The sequence below is a fragment of the Kitasatospora cinereorecta genome (assembly GCF_024172095.1).
GTDB lineage: Bacteria > Actinomycetota > Actinomycetes > Streptomycetales > Streptomycetaceae > Kitasatospora > Kitasatospora cinereorecta.
In genome coordinates this window covers 45,702-64,745 of the sequence record NZ_JAMZDX010000003.1, presented here as the reverse complement: position 1 = coordinate 64,745, position 19,044 = coordinate 45,702, and the positions used below count along the sequence as shown (strand labels likewise).

The 19,044-nt window shown below is 75.1% G+C and carries 16 protein-coding genes; 5 read left to right on the top strand and 11 right to left on the bottom strand.

The window, feature by feature from the left end; all coding sequences use genetic code 11:
- Window positions 1–35: 35 nt before the first annotated feature.
- The 3 genes from FHR36_RS13820 to proC all read right to left on the bottom strand — a co-directional run bounded on the left by FHR36_RS13820 (window position 36) and on the right by proC (window position 2,879).
- Complete coding sequence (locus tag FHR36_RS13820) at window positions 36–1,250, bottom strand: MFS transporter (RefSeq protein ID WP_253799237.1); 1,215 nt, start codon at window positions 1,248–1,250, stop codon at window positions 36–38.
- 106 nt (window positions 1,251–1,356) lie between these two features.
- On the bottom strand, window positions 1,357–2,010 hold the full coding sequence (locus FHR36_RS13815; RefSeq protein ID WP_253796860.1) for an HAD family hydrolase: 654 nt from the start codon (window positions 2,008–2,010) through the stop codon (window positions 1,357–1,359).
- A gap of 44 nt (window positions 2,011–2,054) precedes the next feature.
- On the bottom strand, window positions 2,055–2,879 hold the full coding sequence (gene proC, locus FHR36_RS13810) for a pyrroline-5-carboxylate reductase (protein ID WP_253796859.1): 825 nt from the start codon (window positions 2,877–2,879) through the stop codon (window positions 2,055–2,057).
- 277 nt (window positions 2,880–3,156) lie between these two features.
- Between proC and FHR36_RS13805 the strand changes: the two genes are divergently transcribed.
- Window positions 3,157–3,507, top strand: coding sequence for a hypothetical protein (locus FHR36_RS13805; RefSeq protein WP_253796858.1), 351 nt, complete (start codon window positions 3,157–3,159; stop codon window positions 3,505–3,507).
- A 97-nt stretch (window positions 3,508–3,604) separates the two neighbouring features.
- Entirely contained in the window at window positions 3,605–4,918 is a 1,314-nt protein-coding gene (locus FHR36_RS13800; RefSeq protein ID WP_253796857.1) for an SCO2583/SCO2584 N-terminal domain-containing protein, read from the top strand.
- 22 nt (window positions 4,919–4,940) lie between these two features.
- Here FHR36_RS13800 and FHR36_RS13795 read toward each other — a convergent pair whose 3' ends face one another.
- From FHR36_RS13795 to FHR36_RS13775, 5 genes are all read right to left on the bottom strand, one after another.
- Entirely contained in the window at window positions 4,941–5,471 is a 531-nt protein-coding gene (locus FHR36_RS13795) for a hypothetical protein (RefSeq protein WP_253796856.1), read from the bottom strand.
- Window positions 5,472–5,521: 50 nt separating this feature from the next.
- A complete protein-coding gene (gene ilvD / locus FHR36_RS13790; RefSeq protein WP_253796854.1) occupies window positions 5,522–7,366 on the bottom strand; it encodes a dihydroxy-acid dehydratase in 1,845 nt (614 codons plus the stop codon).
- Window positions 7,367–7,524: 158 nt separating this feature from the next.
- Window positions 7,525–8,283 (bottom strand): class I SAM-dependent methyltransferase, encoded by a 759-nt coding sequence (locus tag FHR36_RS13785; protein WP_253796853.1) that lies wholly within the window; start codon window positions 8,281–8,283, stop codon window positions 7,525–7,527.
- 97 nt (window positions 8,284–8,380) lie between these two features.
- Window positions 8,381–9,205, bottom strand: coding sequence for a sugar phosphate isomerase/epimerase family protein (locus tag FHR36_RS13780; RefSeq protein WP_253799234.1), 825 nt, complete (start codon window positions 9,203–9,205; stop codon window positions 8,381–8,383).
- A gap of 488 nt (window positions 9,206–9,693) precedes the next feature.
- Window positions 9,694–10,650: a Ppx/GppA family phosphatase gene (locus tag FHR36_RS13775; RefSeq protein ID WP_253796852.1), complete on the bottom strand. Its 957-nt coding sequence runs from the start codon at window positions 10,648–10,650 to the stop codon at window positions 9,694–9,696.
- Window positions 10,651–10,779: 129 nt separating this feature from the next.
- Here FHR36_RS13775 and FHR36_RS13770 point away from each other — a divergent pair, with 129 nt between their 5' ends.
- Window positions 10,780–11,535 carry an alpha/beta fold hydrolase gene (locus FHR36_RS13770; RefSeq protein ID WP_253796851.1) on the top strand — a complete coding sequence of 252 codons (756 nt, stop codon included), beginning with the start codon at window positions 10,780–10,782 and terminating at the stop codon, window positions 11,533–11,535.
- A gap of 7 nt (window positions 11,536–11,542) precedes the next feature.
- On the opposite strand, the gene FHR36_RS13765 is transcribed toward FHR36_RS13770, so the two are convergent.
- The 3 genes from FHR36_RS13765 to FHR36_RS13750 form a co-directional block, all read right to left on the bottom strand.
- Window positions 11,543–12,820, bottom strand: coding sequence for an SUKH-4 family immunity protein (locus FHR36_RS13765; protein WP_253796850.1), 1,278 nt, complete (start codon window positions 12,818–12,820; stop codon window positions 11,543–11,545).
- Window positions 12,817–16,134 carry a toxin glutamine deamidase domain-containing protein gene (locus tag FHR36_RS39900; protein ID WP_308199331.1) on the bottom strand — a complete coding sequence of 1,106 codons (3,318 nt, stop codon included), beginning with the start codon at window positions 16,132–16,134 and terminating at the stop codon, window positions 12,817–12,819. The genes FHR36_RS13765 and FHR36_RS39900 overlap by 4 nt, the downstream gene beginning before the upstream one ends.
- Window positions 16,135–16,283: 149 nt before the next feature.
- Window positions 16,284–16,634, bottom strand: a complete 351-nt coding sequence (locus FHR36_RS13750) for a WXG100 family type VII secretion target (protein WP_253796849.1) — start codon at window positions 16,632–16,634, stop codon at window positions 16,284–16,286.
- Window positions 16,635–16,856: 222 nt separating this feature from the next.
- Between FHR36_RS13750 and FHR36_RS13745 the strand changes: the two genes are divergently transcribed.
- Together FHR36_RS13745 and FHR36_RS13740 are read left to right on the top strand one after the other, a co-directional pair.
- Window positions 16,857–17,699 carry a DUF3109 family protein gene (locus FHR36_RS13745; protein WP_253796848.1) on the top strand — a complete coding sequence of 281 codons (843 nt, stop codon included), beginning with the start codon at window positions 16,857–16,859 and terminating at the stop codon, window positions 17,697–17,699.
- Window positions 17,700–17,865: 166 nt separating this feature from the next.
- Window positions 17,866–19,044, top strand: coding sequence for a serine hydrolase domain-containing protein (locus FHR36_RS13740; RefSeq protein ID WP_253796847.1), 1,179 nt, complete (start codon window positions 17,866–17,868; stop codon window positions 19,042–19,044).

Genomic DNA, 19,044 nt, shown 5'->3' with positions numbered 1-19,044 from the left:
CCCCAGGCGTGCGAGGAACTGCGCGAGGCGGGAGGCTACAGGCCGGCGCCTTCCGCAGCGCGCAGTTCCTCGCGCCCCTTCAGTGGTTGGCCGCTGCCGAAATGTGCACCCAGTGGCACGATCGCCAGGATCATCAGCATCGGAGCGAGCAGCGCCCACCGATACGAGGAGGCGTCGGCGATGGCGCCGACCAGGGGTGAGCCGATCAGGAAGCCGGCGTAGTTGAAGAGGTTGAGCCGGGCGACCGCCGCGTCCGAGTCGGCCGGGAAGAGGCGGCCGCCGGCGGCGAAGACCTGCGGGATGATCGCGCAGATGCCGAGGCCGAGCAGGGTGAAGCCGAGGATGCCGGCCCAGGCGCCGGGCGCGGCGGCGGCCACCGCGAACCCGGCCGCGGCGAGCGCGGCGCCGCCGCGGACCACGGGTACCGCACCGAGCCGCTGCACCGCCCGGTCGCCGACTGCGCGGCCGAGCAGCATGGCGACCATGTAGCCGAGGTAGGAGAGCTTGGCGAGGTCCTCGCGGCTGCCGAGGCCGTCGGTCAGGTACTTGACGCTGTAGTTGGAGACGGAGGCGTCGGCGATGTAGGCGAAGGCCATCGCCGCGCACAGTGGCAGCAGCGGCCGCCAGGGGATGGAGCGGGCGGCGGCCTCGGCGGCCTCGCGGACGGCGTCGCCGAGTTCGGCGCGGCCGGCGAACCAGCGGCCGGCGACGAGTGCGGCGGGGATCAGGACGGCGGCGGCGCCGCCGAACAGGGCGGGCAGGCCGAGGTGGTAGTGGGCGCCGAGGCCGGCGAGGGCGGCGCCGGCGATGGCGCCGAGGCTGAAGGCGGCGTGGAAGCCGAGCATGATGCTGCGCCCGTAGCGGTGCTGGAGGCCGACGCCGAGCATGTTCATGGAGGCGTCCAGGGCGCCGACCAGCAGGCCGAAGAGGCCGAGGGCGAGGGCCAGCTCCCAGAGCCGGTCGCCGAGGCCGGCGAGGGCCAGGGTGAGGCAGACGGCGGGCTGGACGACCCGCAGGACGCCACGGGCGGTGGTCCGTCTGACCACCCACTCGGAGCTGATCGAGCCGACGCCGGCGAGGATCGGCACGGCGGCGAGGAAGATCGGCAGCAGGGCGTCGCTCAGCCCGTACCGGTGCTGGATCTCGGGGATGCAGGTCACCAGCAGCGCGAAGGTGGCGCCCTGCAGCAGGAAGCTCACCACGAGGGCGGCCCGTGCGTGCCGGAGCCGTCCGGTGATCCCCGCGTCCATCGCCGCCTGCATCGCGACCTCGCTCACCCCGGCGCTACCCGCCGGTACGAAGATGTTGGGCAGAGCGTAGGCGGTGCCGGGCTGCGGCGGGAGGGGTCGGACGCGATCAGTTCGCCAGCAGGGCGGGCACCGCGGCGAGGTCGGTGAACAGGCCGGTGGCGCCGGCGGCGGTGAGCTTGGCAGGGTCGGTGAGGGCGGCGTAGCCGTGGACGTCCATGCCGGCGGCGCGGGCGGCGAGGACGCCGTTGCGGCTGTCCTCCAGCACCAGGCAGCGCTCGGGGGCGACGCCCATGGCCGCGGCGGCGTGCAGGAAGAGGTCGGGGGCCGGCTTGCCGACGCCGACGTCCTGGGCGCTGAAGACCAGCTCGTCGGTGAAGTGGCGGTCCAGGCCGGTCAGGCGGTGGGCGGTGCGGATCCAGGTGTGGTGCGCGGAGGAGGCGACGCAGTACGCGACCGCGCGCTCGCGCAGGCCGGCGAGCAGCGCGTCGGCGCCCCGGACGGGGGTCAGCTCGGCCTCGAAGGCGGCGAACACCCGGGCGTGGAAGAGTTCGTCGAAGCCGTCGGGCAGGGTGGCGCCGTACCGCTCGCCGATCACGTCGTGGACGGTGTGCGCGGCGCAGCCCATGAAGTCGCGGTACGAGTCCTCGATCGTGGTCGGGTGGCCGAGTTCGGTGAGGTACTCGGCCAGCACCCGGTTGGAGATCGGCTCGCTGTCCACGAGCACGCCGTCGTTGTCGAAGATCACCAGGTCGTAGCGCACCCGGCCGAGCCTACGGGTGGCCCGGCCGCCTCCCGCCGCCGGGCCTACTTGCCGCCGGTGGCGAGCTCGCGGGAGCGGTCCCGGGCCGCCTCCAGGGCGCCGAGCAGGGCGGCCCGCACGCCGTGGTTCTCCAGCTCGCGGATGGCCGCGATGGTGGTGCCGGCGGGCGAGGTGACGGCCTCGCGGAGCTTGACCGGGTGCTCGCCGGAGTCGCGCAGCATGATCGAGGCGCCGATGGCGGACTGCACGATCAGCTCGTGCGCCACCTGCCGGGGCAGGCCGAGCAGGATGCCGGCGTCGATCATGGCCTCGACCAGGAAGTAGAAGTACGCCGGCCCGGAGCCGGACAGCGCGGTGGCGGCGTCCTGCTGGCTCTCGGGGACGCGCAGGGCCTTGCCGACCGAGCGGAAGATCTCCTCGGTGCGGACCAGGTGGGCCTCGGTGGCGTGGGAGCCGCCGGAGATCACGCTCATGCCCTCGTCCACCAGCACCGGGGTGTTGGGCATCACCCGCACCACGGGGGTGCCGGCCGCGAGCCGGGTCTCGAACCAGGCGGTGGGGATGCCGGCCGCCGCGGAGATGACCAGCTTGTCCGCCGCGATCTGCGGGGCCAGCTCCTCCAGCAGGGCCCCCATGTCCTGCGGCTTGACCGCGAGGATCAGGGTGTCGGCGAGCTTGGCGGCGTCCGCGTTGGAGACCGCGGTGACCCCGTACCGGGCGGTGAGCTCCTCGGCGCGCTCGGTGCGGCGGGCGGTCACCATCACGTCGCCGGGCGCCTTGCCGGCCCGCAGCAGTCCGGAGAGCAGTGCCTCGCCGATCTTGCCCGTGCCGAGGAAGGCGATCTTCTGTCCGGTCGCGCTGCCACCCATGAGCTGCTCTCCTTCGTGCGGTCCTCCGGCCATCCTCGCACCGGTGGCGGCCCCTGCGGCCGAACCGTCCACCAGGCGGTCGGGCCGCGTTCCGCCGGGTACGGGCGGCGGGCCCGTAGGGGGAAAGTCAGGGGGTTCACCTATGGCCAACGGGGTCGGGGAGGCGCACCGTGGAGGCATGGGACACGGTGAAATGTCGCGACGTGAGAGTCGTCAGGCCGCCGTTGCGTCGGCGACGCTGGGTCCGTGGCGGACGGCCACGGCGGTGGGTGTGGGCGTGGGCGGCGCCGCACTCGTGGTGGATGTGATCACCGGCCACTGGTCGTGGGACATCCTGGCCGGGCCGGCGAGCCTCGGCCTGTTCTTCTTCTTCCTGGTCGGCACGGTCGGCGGACGGCTGCGCCGGGACACCGGCGACCGCAGGCTGCGGCGCTGGGTGGACGAGCATCCCTGGCAGTCGGCGCTGCCGGCGGCGGGGGCGCTGCTGGTGCTGAACACGGCGGCGCTGTGGCTGCTCGGCAGCTGGGGCCTGTTCGGCGCGGTGTTCACCTCGCTGCTGCCGGCCGGGCTGCTGCTGGTGGTCGCGGGCGTGGTGGGTTCGGTGAAGGCGGCCCGGACGAGGCCGTGACAGATCGTCGCAAAGCGGTGCACCCGGGGCGTCGCCGGGCCCGAAGTCACCCACCCGGGTAAAGGGTTGTCGCACCTCACCGGCATACTTCGGGCCCGTGCCAATAGCAGAGGACCCCGAGCCGCGCCCGTCCGCCGACGACCCCTTCGAGGGGCTGGTGCTGGACGACGAGTTCGTCCGGAGCGCGTCCGTGAAGGAGGCGTCCGGGCGGGCCCGGATGCTGACCGAGAAGTGGAAGAAGAACCCCCCTCAGGAGCCGGAGCCGTGGCGGCCGGTGACGGAGATCCGTCGCAGCCGCTTCGGCCGCCGGGCCCGGCGGCTGGACGCCTGGGGCAACCCGGTGCGCCGGCGCCGGGGCGCCCGCGGCTGGCAGGCGCCGCTGTTCGTCGTGCTGGCGGTGGCGGTGACGCTGGCGGCGCTCAACGTGGACCGGCTGCGGGACTGGTACCACACGCGGACCGCGGCGAGCGGGTCCGCCGCCGCGGCGCAGGCGCCGGTGCCGACGGTGGCGCCGGAGACGGCCCGGCCGAGCGGCGCCCCCACCGCGGCGGCCGCGGACGAGCCGACGGTCGACCACCCGTGGGCGGGCTCCCCGGCCGAGGGGTGGCCGGTCGGCGCGGCGGGGTTCGCGCTGCCCGGGGCGCAGGCGATCGGCGTGTTCTCGGCGGACCAGGTGGCGGCCCAGCTGCAGCTGGTGAAGGACTACCTGACGGCGACCAACCTGGACCCGGCGGTGATCGCCGGCGGCCGTCCGGACGCGGCGCTGGGCCTGATGGAGCGCCAGCAGCAGGACCGCGCCACGGCGGCACTCGGCCAGCCCTCCGAGGAGCACGACCCGACCACCTGGTTCTCCCGCTTCGACCCGCGGGAGGCGATCCAGGTCGGTGACGCGGTACGGGTGCAGGGCTTCATGACCCTGGAGGGCGACGGCGACAAGGGCGTGCTGGTGCACACCGACTACACCTACGTGTACCCGGTGCGCCCGGGCCCGGAGGCGGCCAAGCGGGCCGTCTCGCCGCACCCCTCGCACTCCCCCGCACCCGGCGCCTCCGGCTCCGGCGGCTCGGGCGGCTCCGGTGGGGACACCAAGCCGGTGGGCTGGGTGCAGCCGGTGGCCGACGTGGCGGGTTCGACGGCGACCACCCGGACGATCGTCCGCCGGGTGGAGACCTTCCGCTTCTACGACCCGGCGCGCTACCGGGTCGACCCGAAGAAGATCTTCATCAGCGACGGCCGGAGCACCATCGGCAACAGCGCGTGTGACGTCTACGACGGCTACTACCACCCGCAGTTCCGGCAGTTCGCGCTGCCGGGTGCCCCGGAGCCGAGCGGGCCGACCACCGACCCGTACGACCACAGCAAGGACCTGCCGCAGGACGACGGCGACTGCGGCTCGGTCAGCCGCACCTGACCCGCCCGCGGGACGGCAGCGGTCAGCCCCGGCGCTTCTTGCGGCCGGGGCGGCCGCTGCCGTTGTCGTTGCCGCCCCGGGCGGTCCGGCGGCGCCGGTGCGCGGCGACGGCCTGGTCGTAGGTGGCCCGGGCGACGCCCTCGCCGGGCGCCTCGACCAGGCTGCGGAAGAAGTAGGCGGCGAGCGCGCCGACGAAGCCGATCAGCCAGACCGCGCCGAGCGACTTGTCCTCGGCCATCCAGCCGGTGAGCGACCGGCGGCCCTCGGTGAAGATCTTCCAGCTGCGGATCGCGGCCATTGCCGAGCAGAGCGCGACGGCACCGATCAGCAGGGCGTCGACCAGCGCCCCGGCGTCGGAGAGCTGCACGCCGGAGACGGCGAAGCGCAGCAGCAGGGCGCCGGCCACGACGGCGACCAGGGCGCCGAGCGAGACGGCGAGCCGGCGTACCCAGTAGTCGGCCTTCCGGTCGGCCCAGGTGGTGCCGAACCAGCGGATCGGCTCCGGCTCGGGTGCGCCGTCACCGGTGCCGCGGGGGGTGCTCTGCTCGCTCACGGATCCGATTATCACCGGCGGAGCGGGCAGAGCCCCCGTGCGGCGCGTCCTCAGCCCAGCTTGGAGACGTCGCGGACGGCGCCCTTGTCGGCCGAGGTGGCCATCGCCGCGTAGGCCCTCAGTGCGGCGCTGACCTGGCGCTGCCGGGTCTTCGGACGGTAGCCCTGCTCGGACTCCAGCTTGAGTCGGCGCTCGTGCAGCTCCTCGAAGGAGACGTCCAGGTTGATGGTGCGGGCCGGGATGTCGATGGTGATCGGGTCGCCGTCCTCGACCAGGGCGATGGCGCCGCCGGAGGCCGCCTCGGGCGAGACGTGCCCGATGGACAGGCCGGAGGTGCCGCCGGAGAACCGGCCGTCGGTGATCAGCGCGCAGGCCTTGCCCAGGCCGCGGCCCTTGAGGAAGGAGGTCGGGTAGAGCATCTCCTGCATGCCCGGCCCGCCCTTGGGGCCCTCGTAGCGGATGACCACCACGTCGCCCTCGGTGACCTGCTTGGCGAGGATCTTCTCGACCGCCTCGTCCTGCGACTCGCAGACCACGGCCTTGCCCTGGAAGCGCCAGATCGACTCGTCCACGCCGGCGGTCTTCACCACGCAGCCGTCCTCGGCGATGTTGCCGTAGAGCACGGCCAGGCCGCCCTCGACCGAGTACGCGTGCTCGACGCTGCGGATGCAGCCCTTGGCGGCGTCGGTGTCCAGGGTGTCCCAGCGCTCGGACTGGCTGAACGCCTCGGCGGAGCGGACGCAGCCGGGGGCGGCGTGCCACAGCTCGACGGCCTCGGCGGACGGCGAACCGCCGCGCACGTCCCAGGTCTTCAGCCACTCGGCCATCGAGGCGGAGTGCACGGTGTGCACGTCCTCGTTGAGCAGCCCGCCCCGGTAGAGCTCGCCGAGGATGGCCGGGATGCCGCCGGCCCGGTGCACGTCCTCCATGTAGTACGAGCCGTTGGGCGCGACCTTGGACAGGCACGGCACCTTGCGCGAGATGGCGTCGATGTCGCGCATGTCGAAGTCCAGCCCGGCCTCCTGGGCGGCGGCGAGCAGGTGGAGGATGGTGTTGGTGGAGCCGCCCATGGCGATGTCCAGCGCCATGGCGTTCTCGAACGCGGCCCGGCCGGCCACCGCGCGCGGCAGCACCGAGGCGTCGTCCTCGTGGTAGTGGCGCCTGGTGATCTCGACGACGGTCTCGCCGGCCTTCTCGTACAGCGCCCTGCGGGCGGTGTGGGTGGCCAGCACCGAGCCGTTGCCGGGCAGCGACAGGCCGATCGCCTCGGTCAGGCAGTTCATCGAGTTGGCGGTGAACATGCCGGAGCACGAGCCGCAGGTCGGACAGGCGTTCTCCTCGATGATCGCGATGTCCTCGTCGGAGACGTTCTCGTTGACCGCCTGGGAGATCGCGTCGACCAGGTCCAGCTTGCGCACGGTGCCGTCGACCAGCACCGCCTTGCCGGCCTCCATCGGGCCGCCGGAGACGAAGACGGTCGGGATGTTCAGCCGCAGCGCGGCCATCAGCATGCCCGGGGTGATCTTGTCGCAGTTGGAGATGCAGATCAGCGCGTCGGCGCAGTGCGCGTTGACCATGTACTCGACGCTGTCGGCGATCAGGTCGCGCGAGGGCAGCGAGTAGAGCATGCCGTCGTGGCCCATGGCGATGCCGTCGTCCACCGCGATGGTGTTGAACTCGCGGGGGATGCCGCCCGCCCGCTTGATCGCCTCGGAGACGATCCGGCCGACCGGCTGCAGGTGGGTGTGGCCCGGCACGAACTCGGTAAAGGAGTTGGCCACCGCGATGATCGGCTTGCCGAAGTCCTCGCGGGCTACGCCGGCGGCGCGCAGAAGGGCGCGCGCGCCCGCCATGTTGCGACCCTGGGTGACCGTGTTCGACCTCAGCTGCGGCATTCGCCCGGCTCCTTCGCAAACCTGCTCGCGGCCCGCGGGGCTGGGAGAGATTGCGGGCCATCGTGTCAATCGAGCCTACGCCTGTCCGTCCGGCGCGCGGACCGGCTGACCGCATGGCGGACAGCCGGTCCGTCGATCGGTCCTCGACCGGGCCGCCGTCAGCGCCGGGTGACCACGAACAGGTCCAGGGCGAACGGCTCGGTCACCGTGCCGTCCGGGAAGACGGCCAGCACCGCGGACCGCTCGACGGCCAGCAGCCGCTCGCGCTCGGCCTCGTCGAGGACCGCGAAGTAGGAGCGGGAGGCCAGGTCCGCCAGGTGCTGGTCGACCGGGATCCGCCGCTCCCAGCGCAGCGTCACCCGCTCGACCGGTACGTCGTGCCGGGCGAACCAGCCGGTGGCGTCCATCACCCCGCCGTAGTAGTGGTAGCCGGGCAGCGCGGCGGCCAGCCGGTCCTCCTGGGCCTGGAGCCACTCGGATCCGCGGTCCTTGACGTTCCACCAGAGCGCGAGCGCGCCGCCGGGGCGCAGCACCCGCATCGCCTCCGGGACGGAGCGGTCGGGGTCGGTCCAGTGGAAGGCCTGGGCGTAGGTGATCAGGTCGGCCGAGGCGTCGTGGAAGGGCAGGTCGTCGCCGACGCCCTTGACCACCGGGATCTGCGGGGTGACCGCGCTCAGCCGGGCCGCCATGCCGGGGCTGGGCTCGACGGCGACCACCCGGGCGCCGCGGGCGTGCAGCAGGCGGGTGGCGATCCCGGTGCCGGCGCCGACGTCCAGGACGTCCGCCCCCTCCAGCGGGCGGCCGGTGAGCCGCTCCAGCTCGGTGAACAGCTCGTCCGGGTAGGAGGGGCGGGCGGCGTCGTAGGTGTCGGCCACCGAGCCGAAGGACAGGGCGTAGTCGGTCTGCTGCAGCTCCATGACGATCACTCTAGGTCGGCCGGGCGGGCGGCGGCGGGGCATTTCCGGGCCCCGCTGCAGCGGTCGGCGGGCGGCTCGGCGACAGTGGCCGGGCGGCTCAGCGACGGTGCGGGGTGGCCAGGTGGAGGCGGGTGAAGGCCAGCGCCTCCGCCAGGTCGGCCTCCCGTTCGGCCGGGGAGCCGGAGCGGCGGGTGTTGACCTCCAGCACCACGTGCCCGTCGAAGGACGAGCGGGCGAGGCGTTCCAGCAGTTCGGCGCAGGGCTGCTTGCCGCGGCCGGGGATCAGGTGCTCGTCCTTGCCGGAGCCGCTGCCGTCGGCCAGGTGGACGTGGGCCAGCCGGCCGTCCATCCGGTCGACCATGGCCAGCGCGTCGATCCGCGAGGTGGCGGCGTGCGAGAGGTCGATGGTGAAGTGCCGGTACTCCTCGTCGGTGACGTCCCAGCCGGGCGCGTACGCGAGCATCTCGCGGTCCCGGTAGCGCCACGGGTACATGTTCTCCACGGCGAAGCGGACGTGGGTCTCCCCCGCCATCCGGGCGATGCCCTGGACGAAGTCGCGGGCGTACTGGCGCTGCCAGCGGAACGGCGGGTGGACCACCACGGTGTCGGCGCCGAGCTTCTCGGCCGCGGCCCGGGCCCGGACCAGCTTGGTCCAGGGGTCGGTGGACCAGACCCGCTGGGTGATCAGCAAGCAGGGCGCGTGGACGGCCAGGATCGGGATCCGGTGGGCGTCGGAGAGCCGGCGCAGCGCCTCGATGTCCTGGCTGATCGGGTCGTTCCAGACCATCACCTCGACGCCGTCGTAGCCCAGCCGGGAGGCCAGCTCGAAGGCGGTGACGGTGTTCGCCGGGTAGACCGAGGCGGTGGACAGCGCGATCTTGGTGTCCGGGACGTGCAGCGCCGGGTGCGGCGGCAGCACCAGCCGGTCGGTGGTGCGCAGCAGCGGATCACGGCGGGCCGGGCCGCGGCGGGCCGTCCGGGCGGTCTGCACCGCCTGGGCGACCTTCTTCACCTGGGCGGACTTGGCCGCCTTCACCGACTTCGCGGTCTTCGCGGTACGGCTGGCGGCGCGCGCCACCCGGCCGGCGGCGGGCCCGGCGTCGGCCCCGGCCGGGACCGGCCCGGGTGCGGCCGACCGCTCGGTGGCCGACCGCTCGGCGGCGGGTTGCGGTGCGGGGTCGGCGGGCGGCTCGGGCGGGGGCTTGGCGGCGGTCGCCTTGGGCGTGCGGCGCGGGCGCGGAGGCCGCGGCTGCCGGCGGTCGGCAGCGCGGTCCGGTCCGGTCGAGTCCTCGTCCGCGGGATGCGCCACGGGCAACAGCGTAAGCGGACCGGCCGCGTTGTGGGACGCCGCCGGGGGTGGTGCGCCCGGTTCCGGCCGCACGGCGGTGGGCCGTCCGGTGCGGGCAGGGCTCAGCCGGTGAGGGCGGGGCGTCTGTCGCCGGGGCTGTCCATGGTGTCCAGGCGGCGCAGGATGATGCCCTCGCGCAGGGCCCAGGGGCAGATGTCGAGCTCGTCCAGACCGAACAGGTCCATCGCCGCGTCGGCGACCAGCGCGCCGGCCAGCAACTGGCGCGCCCGGCCCTCGGAGACGCCGGGGATCTGGGCCCGCTGGGCCGGAGTCATCGCCGCCAACCGCGGCAGCCAGGTGGTGAGACCGCTTCGGGTGATCTTGCGCGGCACCCGGGCGCCCGCCCCCTCGGGGGCCGCGCCGGTCATCCGGGCGAGCTGCTTGAAGGTCTTGGAGGTGGCCACCGCGTGGTCCGGCGAGCCGATCCGGGAGAACTCGCCGACCACCTGCGCGATCTCGGCGCGGATGTGGCGGCGCAGGTCGCGGACGTCCTCGGGGTCGGCCAGGTCGCCCGGCAGCCGGGCGGTGAGCCGGCCGGCGCCCAGCGGCAGCGAGCAGGCCACGTCGGGCTGCTCGTCGATGCCGCAGGCCATCTCCAGCGAGCCGCCGCCGATGTCCAGGTTGAGCAGTCGGCCGGAGGACCAGCCGAACCAGCGGCGGACCGCCAGGAAGGTCAGCCGGGCCTCGTCCTGCCCGGAGAGCACCTGCAGCTCGACGCCGGTCTCCGCGGCGACCCGGCCCAGCACCTCCTCGCCGTTGGCGGCCTCCCGGACCGCCGAGGTGGCGAACGGCAGCATGGCCACCACGCCCTTGTCCTCGGCCACCCTTATCGAGGAGGCCACCATGCCGACCAGCCGCTCGATGCCGACCTCGGTGATCGCGCCGCCGTCGTCGAGGAGCTCGGCCAGGCGCAGCTCGGCCTTGTGCGAGTACGCGGGCAGCGGGGCCGCACCGGGGTGGGCGTCCACCACGAGGAAGTGGACGGTGTTGGAACCTACGTCGAGCACACCGAGTCGCATAACGGTCCACGCTAGTCGATCCCGACCCGCTCACCTGCCCGAATCGGTCCGCCCGATTGCCCGCGCGGCGAACGGGGGAGGACGCCCACCGTCACCTCATTCCACCATCTCCCCCGAGGAGCACGGGACATGACGATCACTCACCGCAGGGTCGGCGCCGGCGACCACAAGGTGGTCGTGCTGCACGACTGGTTCGGCACCAGCGCGGGCTGGGGGCCCTTCCTGGACTACCTGGACGGCGACGCGTTCGACTACGCCTTCCTCGACTACCGCGGCTACGGCGAGCGGGCCGACGTCGAGGGCGACTACACGCTGGCCGAGATCGCCCGCGACGTGCTGGACCTGGCCGACGGGCTCGGCTGGGAGTCCTTCTCGCTCGTCGGGCACTCGATGGGCGGCAAGGCGGCGCAGCGGGTGCTGGTGGAGGCCCCGCACCGGGTCCGCAAGCTGGTCGGGATCACCCCGGTCCCGGCCTCGGCGTACCCGCTGGAGGGCGACGCGTACGACCTCTTCCACGGCGCCGCCGCCCAGCCCGCCAACCGGCGGGCCATCCTCGACCTGGTCACCGGGCAGCGCGCGACCGCGGTCTGGCTGGACCGGATGACCAGCCAGTCGCTGGCCCACTCGCGCCCCGAGGCGTTCGCCGCCTACCTGACCGACTGGACCACCCAGGACTTCGCCGCCAAGATCGCCGGCTCCCGGCTGCCGGTGCACGTCTTCGTCGGCCAGTACGACCTGGCGCTGACCGAGCCCGTGATGCGGGCCACCTGGCTGGCGCACTACCCGGACGCCGCCCTGGAGGTCCTGCCCGGCAGCGGCCACTACCCGCAGTACGAGATCCCGGTCGCCTTCGCCACCCGGCTGGAGGCCGTGCTCCGGGCTTAGCGCCCGCTCAGAGGACGCCGTGCCAGAGCTGCTCGACGATCACCGACCACCAGTTCTCCGGGTCCGAGAAGGCGGTGCGGTCCAGGGCCGCCAGCGACCACTGGAGTTCGGCGACCGCCGGTCCGGCGGTCGCCGGCGGGAGGTCGCGCAGCCGCGGGTAGCGGTCGGCGAACAGCGCCAGCGAGCGGACGAAGGCCGTCAGGTCGGCGTTGCACCAGCGGGCGGTGGCGTCGTCCGGGTCGATCGCCCGGACCCGGCCCTGCGCGGTGTCCACGGTGACCAGCGCCCAGCCGTCGGTGCCGATCAGCAGCTGCCCGAGCAGCGCCGCCCGGGCCGCGGCGGTCGCCCGGCGGCCCCGGCCGAGCCCGTCCAGGTGCGCGGCCACGTCCGGCAGCACCGGGGCGGCGGCCTCGGCGACGCCGTCCGCCTCGGGGTGGTGCAGGGTGAAGAAGCCCTCGACCGTCCACGGCAGGCCGATCCGTAGCAGCGGCCGGGCCACCGCCTCCGGCAGGTCGGCGGCGGCCACCGCGTCCGCGTCGAAGCGCCGCACCCCGTCCGGCCCGAACCGGGCCGCCAGCAGCGCGGCCAGCTCCTGCTCGCCCTCCGGCTGGGCCGGCGCGACCGCGACCGGGAACGGCACCCGGTTGAACGCGGCGCGGCGCCGCGCCGCCAGCGTCCGCGCGTCCGCCGCGCGGTGGTCGAAGCGCGGCCCGTACGGCAGGTCGAAGCTCACCGGCACGTCCGGCAGTTGGGCACCCAGCACGTACGCCCAGTAGCCGCCCGGCAGCATCCACGGGCGCAGCTCGGTGCGGATCCCGAGGACGTCCGCGGCCGGCACCCCCTGCTGCCGCAGCTGCTGCCAGCCGCGCACCGCCGGATGCGGGCGGCCGAGCGCCGGCTCCACCTCCAGCGTCCTGGTCTCGCCCAGCTGGTCCCGGTAGGTCAGCACGGCCCGGGCCCCCGGACCGGTCACCGGCGGCAGCGCCGGGTCGTGGCTGCCCGCGCCGAGCCGGTCGCGGTACAGCCGGATCACCTCCGGCACCGGCACCGACGGCCACACGCTCAACTCGCCGGACCGGCGGTCCACCACCGCGCACGCCGCGCCGATCTCCTCCGGCGCCCGCCGCTCGCCGGTCAGCGGATCCACCTGCACCGGGGCAGGCTCCGGCCACAGCACCCAGCCCAGGTCGAACTCGTGCGAGCGGACCGGCCGGGACACCTCCTGCGGGAGGTCGCCGTTGACCCAGCGGTGGGCGGCGGCCAGGGCCTGCTCTCGGGTGATCATCGGCGGGGGCTCCCGGTGGTGCGGTGGACGGTCAGCCGCGACCTCGGCGGCACGGCTGCGGCAGGCGCGGGCGCCGACGGCGGGTCGGTGGGCTCGGCAGGCTCGGCAGGCTCCGCGAGCTCGCCGGCGGCGGTCGGGTCCTGCGGCACCTCGGCGGCGGGGACCGGCGCCGGGGCAGCGGCAGGCACCGGCGACCCGGCGGCGGGCTCATCGGGCTCGGCGGGCTGCGGCGCCTTCGCCGGGACGGCCTGGGCTGCGGCCTGGGCTGCGGGCCTGGCCGCCGGGACCGGGACGGAGGCGGGCGGGTCGGACAGGTCGAGGGGGCGGTTGTCGGCGTCGACGGCGATGGCCCAGAGGCCGTGGTCGGCCGGGTGGATCGGGCGGTCGGAGCGGTAGCCGGTGAGGTGGTCCAGCCAGGTCAGGACGCCCTCGTGGTTGACGGCGTTCCAGGTGTGGGAGCGGCCGTACGCGTCCAGGGTGAGCAGGACCGCCCGGGTCCCGCCGCCGGCGTGCAGCAGCGAGCGCTCGAGCCGGTCGAACGCCGCGTCGCCGTCGCCGAGGTCGAGGAAGCGCGCCCCGAGTTCCCGCTCGGCGCGGTCGCGGCCGCCGCGCTCGCCCGCCGGGCCGTCCGGGAGGCGGGGGGCGGCGCAGGTCGGGTACCCGCCGGCGGTGTCCACCGCGGAGAGGGCGACGTCGACGGAGTTGTTGGCCCGTCCGGGTTCGCGCGGGCCGCCGCCGTTGAGGCTCTCGATCCAGTCGCCGGCCCGCGGGTCGGCTCCGGGCACCGGGGTGCGGCGGACGGTCTCCGCCTGGTGCGCCGGGTCGACCGGGCCCAGTCCGCCGGGCCGCCCGTACGGGCGGCTGTCGGCGATGGTCCGCGGGGCGAGCGCCTCGACGGGCGGCGCCAGCGGCGGGACGGAGGAGCGGTAGGAGTGGACGACCAGCCAGGCGGAGGCGACCTGGCCGGGGTGGACGGGCAGCTCGGAGCCGTCGGAGCCGTCCCGGCGCCGGGTGTCGAACAGCGGGTCGAAGCGGACCGGCCCGCCCGGCACCTGCTGGCCCGGTCCGCCGGGTGCCTGCGGGCCGCCCACCGGTCCCCGCGCGCCCGCGCCGGAGGCCGGCCGGCCGTCCTGGGCATGGGTGCCGACGCCGATGACGGCGCCGGTCGACCCGCCGACCGAACCGCCGGGTGTGCCCGAAGCGCCGGCCGCGGGAACTCCGGCGGCGCCCACCGGTCCCGCTCCGGTACCGGCGCCGAGGCCGCCGCCGCCGATCGGACCGGCGCCGGGGACGGGGGCGGACGCGCCCGGCACGCCGCCGCCGATCGGGCCGCCGAGCGCACCGGCCGGTCCGCCGCCCGCGACCGGACCGCCGAGGACGCCGCCGCCCAGCGGGCCGGCGCCCGGCATCCCGCCGGACGCGCCGCCACCACCGACCGGGCCGAGCTGGAAGGAGCCGGCGCCGCTGGCGCCCGAGGAGGAGCCGCCGCCGCCCGGCAGGTCGACGGGGCGGTGTCCGCCGCCACCGCCGCCCGAACCGCCGCCGGACCAGATGTCGCCGTCCGAGGTCGAGACGGACGGCGCCGGGGCGACCGCCACCGAGTCGGTGTGGACCGCGGCGGGGCCGTGGTGCACGGGCGGGGGGACGTAGTCGTCGGAGCCGCCGAGGTCGGCGGACATCACGACCGGGGCCGACTGGTGGCGGCCGCCGTCCTGGTAGCCGCCGTAACCGCCGTTGCCGCCGCTGTTGCCGCCGCCGTCGCCGCGGCCCCAGCCGTGGCCGTGGCCGCCGGCCGCGACCGGGCCGTTGCCGGCGCCGCCGTCCTGGTCGCCGGAGGGGGTGAGGGGCGGGAGGTCGGCCGAGGCGGACATGCCCGCCGCGCGGACGCTCAGGCCGCCGTCCTGGCCGTTCGGGCCCTGGGCGGTGCCGTACGGGTCCCCGCCCGGGCCGGGCTTGCCGTGGCCGTGCCCGTGTCCGTAGCCGTCCCCGTCGCTGCCGGGGACGATCCCGCTGTTGACGCCGATCGTGGTGTCGCCCAGTCCGACCTGGACGCCGGTGCCGCCCGGGCCGCCGACCGGGACGGCGTGGCCGTGCCGGTCGAAGGCGACGGTGCGCCCGTCCGGGCCGGTGGCGAGGCCGTCCTGGCCGACCGTGACCGGCTGGCCGTCGGCGCCGGCGAGCAGGTGGCCGTGCTTGTCGGCGGCGAGGGCCGAGACCGGCTGTCCGTCGAGGCCGACCAGCATCGGGTGGCCGTCCGCGCCGGTCCGGGGGTGGCCGTCGGCGCCCAGCGCGAGGGCGAGTCCGGTGCCGAGCAGGGTGCCGTCGGTGCCGATCAGCAGCGGCTTGCCGTCGCTGCCGAGGACGGGCTTGCCGTTCTCGCCGAGGGCGACGCCGCTGACCGGCTTGCCCTCGGCGTCGACCACCACCGGCTGACCGTCCTGGCCGGCCGCGACCTGGACGCCCTGGACGCCGTGGATCTCCCGGCCGTCGGCGCCGACCAGCACGGGGTTGCCGTGCCGGTCGGTGCGCACCGAGCCGTCCTTGGCCAGGGCCGCGTGCACCTCGCCGACCCCGGCGACCTCCACCGAGCGGGCGACGGCCGCGCCGGCGGCGGCGCCCGCCATGGTGGTGACCTGGCCGGCCCGGCCGGCCACGCTGGCCTCGCGCCCCTCGCCGTGCAGTCCGCGCCCGTCCGCCTGGGCGATCCGCTCCAGTCCGGTGACCGCCGGCTCCTTGGCGGCGGCCTGCACGGCGTCCTTCATCTCCCGGGCGAGCTCGTCGAGCAGCCCGGCGATCTTGTGCTTGGCGGTCTCGACGGCAATGGCCTCGCCGACCTCCGCCGCCACGTCCTTGACGGCGCCGACGGCCGCGCCGACCAGCCCGCCGAGGCCGTCGCCGGCGTGCGACATCTGCTCCTTGGCCTTGGCCTCGGCGGCGTCGGCCTTCTTGATCTCCTCGGCCAGCTCGGTGAGGACGGCGACCATCCCGGCCTTGCAGTGGTCGACCGCGCCGGCCGCCTTGTCGAAGGCGCCGGCCAGCGCCTCGGCGGCGCCGTGGGCGTCGTCCAGGTGGCCGCGGCCGCCGCCGGCGAAGTTGCGCCAGTAGTCGGCGAAGGCGTCCACCGCCTGGCCGGAGTTCTCCCCGGTGACGCGCTGCACCGAGTCCCCGCCGCGCTTGGCCAGGCGTTCGGCCTCGGTGCCGAACTCCCGCCACAGGCCGGCCGCCCGGCGCAGCCCGTCCTCGTCCGCCTCCGGCCAGTGGTGGCCCGTCCGCGCCAGCGCGGCGGCCAGCTCCTCCGGCAGCTTCCTGGACACGTGCTTCCCCCTTTGGGTGGTGCGGGATCGGGCGTGGTGCGGGATCGGGCGTGGTGCGGGTGCCCGCCGCCGCGGGGCGGGTGCGCGCCGCGGGCGGGTCGGGGCCGTCAGGACGTCGTCAGGGCGACATCCGGTCGGGCCGTGCTGGGTCAGACGGCGCCGCGACCGCTACCGGTTGCGTGGCCGGTGTCGATCCCGGTGAAGTCGGACCGGACCTGCTGGTCGGTGCGCTCCACGCTGTCGGCCATGGTGTGCAGCCCGGCGCCGATCTTCCCGAGCCGCTCGGACAGGCCCTGCAGGCCGGCCAGCACGCCCTCCCGGGCGTCGGTGTACGCGGTGCCGAACGGCTGGCCCGGCTGGTCGGTGCCCCAGGGCGTGCCGAGACCGGCCAGCTGGTTCTCCAGGTTCAGCGCGGCTCTCGCGAAGTCGTTGGAGATGTTCTCGAACTCCCGGCCCTCGCCGTGGACTTCCCATGCGTTGATGCGGACCGTGTCGGCCATCGCTCGCCCTCCCCCGTGCCCGTGGCGCCGTCGGCGCCCGCCGTCCCCCGGCTCCGCGCCATCCTAGGCCCGCTACCGCGGGCCACCGTCGTGTCCGACCGGCTTTTCACAGCCGCTTCACCACCGCAGACCTCGCCGCACCGGGGCACACCGCGGGAAATCCCCGTAAATACCGCAGCTCACCGGGCCCGTATCGCCCGTCCGAGGCCATACCCTTGCCGAGTGGCAGCAGCAGAGACCGCGAAGAGCAAGAAGTCGAAGAAGAGCGGGGCCGTGGACGTGGCGGCGCCGACCGTGCGCGAGGTCCCGCTGGACTTCCCGCGCGCCTGGGTGGAGTTCACCGACCCGGCCGACGAGGATCAGGTCTTCCGCTGCGACCTGACCTGGCTGACCTCCCGCTGGGGCTGCATCTTCGGCAACGGCTGCCACGGCATCCGCCCGGGCCGCGGCGCGTCGGACGGCTGCTGCACGCTCGGCGCGCACTACTCGGACGAGGACGACGAGCAGCGGGTGATCGAGCACGCCGCGCGGCTGACCCCGGACATCTGGGAGAACCACGAGCACGGCACCGACGCCAAGGGCCGGATCAAGGTCGACGGCGGCATCACCATGTTCGACGAGGACGGCGACCGCCAGACCCGCCGGGTCAACGGCGCCTGCCTCTTCCTCAACAGCCCCGGCTTCCCCGGGGGCGCCGGCTGCTCGCTGCACATCCTGGCGCTGCGCGAGGGCCGCGAGCCGCTGGAGACCAAGCCCGACGTCTGCTGGCAGCTGCCGATCCGCCGCACCTACGACTGGATCGACCGCCCCGACGACACCCGCTACCTCCAGGTCTCCATCGGTGAGTACGACCGCCGCGGCTGGGGACCGGGCGGCCACGACCTGCACTGGTGGTGCACCGGTTCGCCGGAGGCCCACAACGCCCCCGACCCGGTGTACGTCAGCTACCGCGCCGAGCTCACCGAACTGATGGGCAAGCCCGCGTACGACGCGCTGGTCGAGCTGTGCGAGCAGCGGATCGCCGCCAAGGGCCACAAGCGGCTGGCCCCGCACCCGGCCGACTGACCGCACCCGCCCGACGCCCCGGCACGGCCGGTCGGGGGCTGCGCCTCGGCCGCCCGGGTCACCGCGGCCGCCGGGGCGTTTCGCCGGGCTGACGGCGGGTCATTCCTTGCCGCCAGAGCGGCCGGACGTCCCCGCAGCCGCCGTGACGCCGTCCGGAGGACCCGCCGTGCCGTTCCGCTCCCGCCGCAAGGCCCGCCCGACCGCCGCCGTCCTCTCCGCCGTGCTGGCGGTGCTGCTGGCCGGCCCCGCCGCGGCGGACCCGTCCCACGGCCGACCGGGCCACGACGGCGGCGATCCGGCGTTGCAGGCCCGGCTGCAGGAGCTGGTCGACGACCCACTGGGCCCGCCCGGCGCGATCGCGGTCCTCCGCGAGGGCAACCACCTCCAGGTCTACCGGGCCGGGACGGCCGAGACCGGCACCGACCGGGCGCCCCGGGCCACCGACCACATGCGGCTGGCCAGCACCGCGAAGGCGTTCAGCGGCGCCGTCGCGCTGCGCCTGGTCGACTGCGGCCTGCTGGGCCTGGACGACACCATCGGCCAACGGCTGCCCACCCTGCCCGCCCGCTGGGCGCCGGTGACCCTGCGTCAGCTGCTCCAGCACACCAGCGGGATGCCGGACTACACCGAGGACCCCGACTTCCGCGCGGTGGTGAACGCCGACCCGCACCGGATCTTCGACTCCCGGCACCTGCTGGACTTCGTGGCCGGCCAGGACCTGCGCTTCACGCCCGGCTCGCAGTACCGGTACTCCAACTCCGACAACATCGCGATCGCCCTGATGGCCGAGGCGGCCACCGGGAAGCGCTACGAGGACCTGCTCGGCGAAGAGGTCTACCGTCCGCTGCACCTGCGGGAGACCAGCCTCCCGGCGGGCTTCGAGATGCCCGAGCCGTACCTGCACGGGTACCAGCTCGACCCGCCGAACGCGCCGGAGGACGTCTCCACCCTGGTCAGCATGTCCGGGGCGTGGGCCTCCGGCGGGATGGTCTCCACCCCGAGCGACTTCTCGGCCTTCATGGCCGCGTACGGCGGCGGCCGCCTGCTTTCCCCGGCGACCGTGGCGGCGCAGCGGACCTTCGTGGCGGGCTCCTCGGAGCCGGCCGGTCCCGGGGTCAACCGGGCCGGGCTGGCGATCTTCGAGTACACCACCCGGTGCGGCGTGGTCTACGGGCACACCGGCAACATCTTCGGCTACACCCAGCTGGGCGTGGGCACCCCGGACGGCAGCCGCAGCCTGTCCTTCTCGCTGACCCGGCAGGTGGGCTCGAACGACGACCCGGCGTTCCTGGCACGGATGCGGGCCGTCCAGGAGGACTTCGTCTGCGCCCTCCTGAACGACTGA

Bases quoted from the DNA above. Each gene is read 5' to 3' on its own strand.
- FHR36_RS13820 (WP_253799237.1), bottom strand. From the start codon at position 1,250: ATGGACGCGGGGATCACCGGACGGCTCCGGCACGCACGGGCCGCCCTC.
- proC (WP_253796859.1), bottom strand. From the start codon at position 2,879: ATGGGTGGCAGCGCGACCGGACAGAAGATCGCCTTCCTCGGCACGGGC.
- ilvD (WP_253796854.1), bottom strand. From the start codon at position 7,366: ATGCCGCAGCTGAGGTCGAACACGGTCACCCAGGGTCGCAACATGGCG.
- FHR36_RS13785 (WP_253796853.1), bottom strand. From the start codon at position 8,283: ATGGAGCTGCAGCAGACCGACTACGCCCTGTCCTTCGGCTCGGTGGCC.
- FHR36_RS13775 (WP_253796852.1), bottom strand. From the start codon at position 10,650: ATGCGACTCGGTGTGCTCGACGTAGGTTCCAACACCGTCCACTTCCTC.
- FHR36_RS13770 (WP_253796851.1), top strand. From the start codon at position 10,780: ATGACGATCACTCACCGCAGGGTCGGCGCCGGCGACCACAAGGTGGTC.
- FHR36_RS13765 (WP_253796850.1), bottom strand. From the start codon at position 12,820: ATGATCACCCGAGAGCAGGCCCTGGCCGCCGCCCACCGCTGGGTCAAC.
- FHR36_RS13750 (WP_253796849.1), bottom strand. From the start codon at position 16,634: ATGGCCGACACGGTCCGCATCAACGCATGGGAAGTCCACGGCGAGGGC.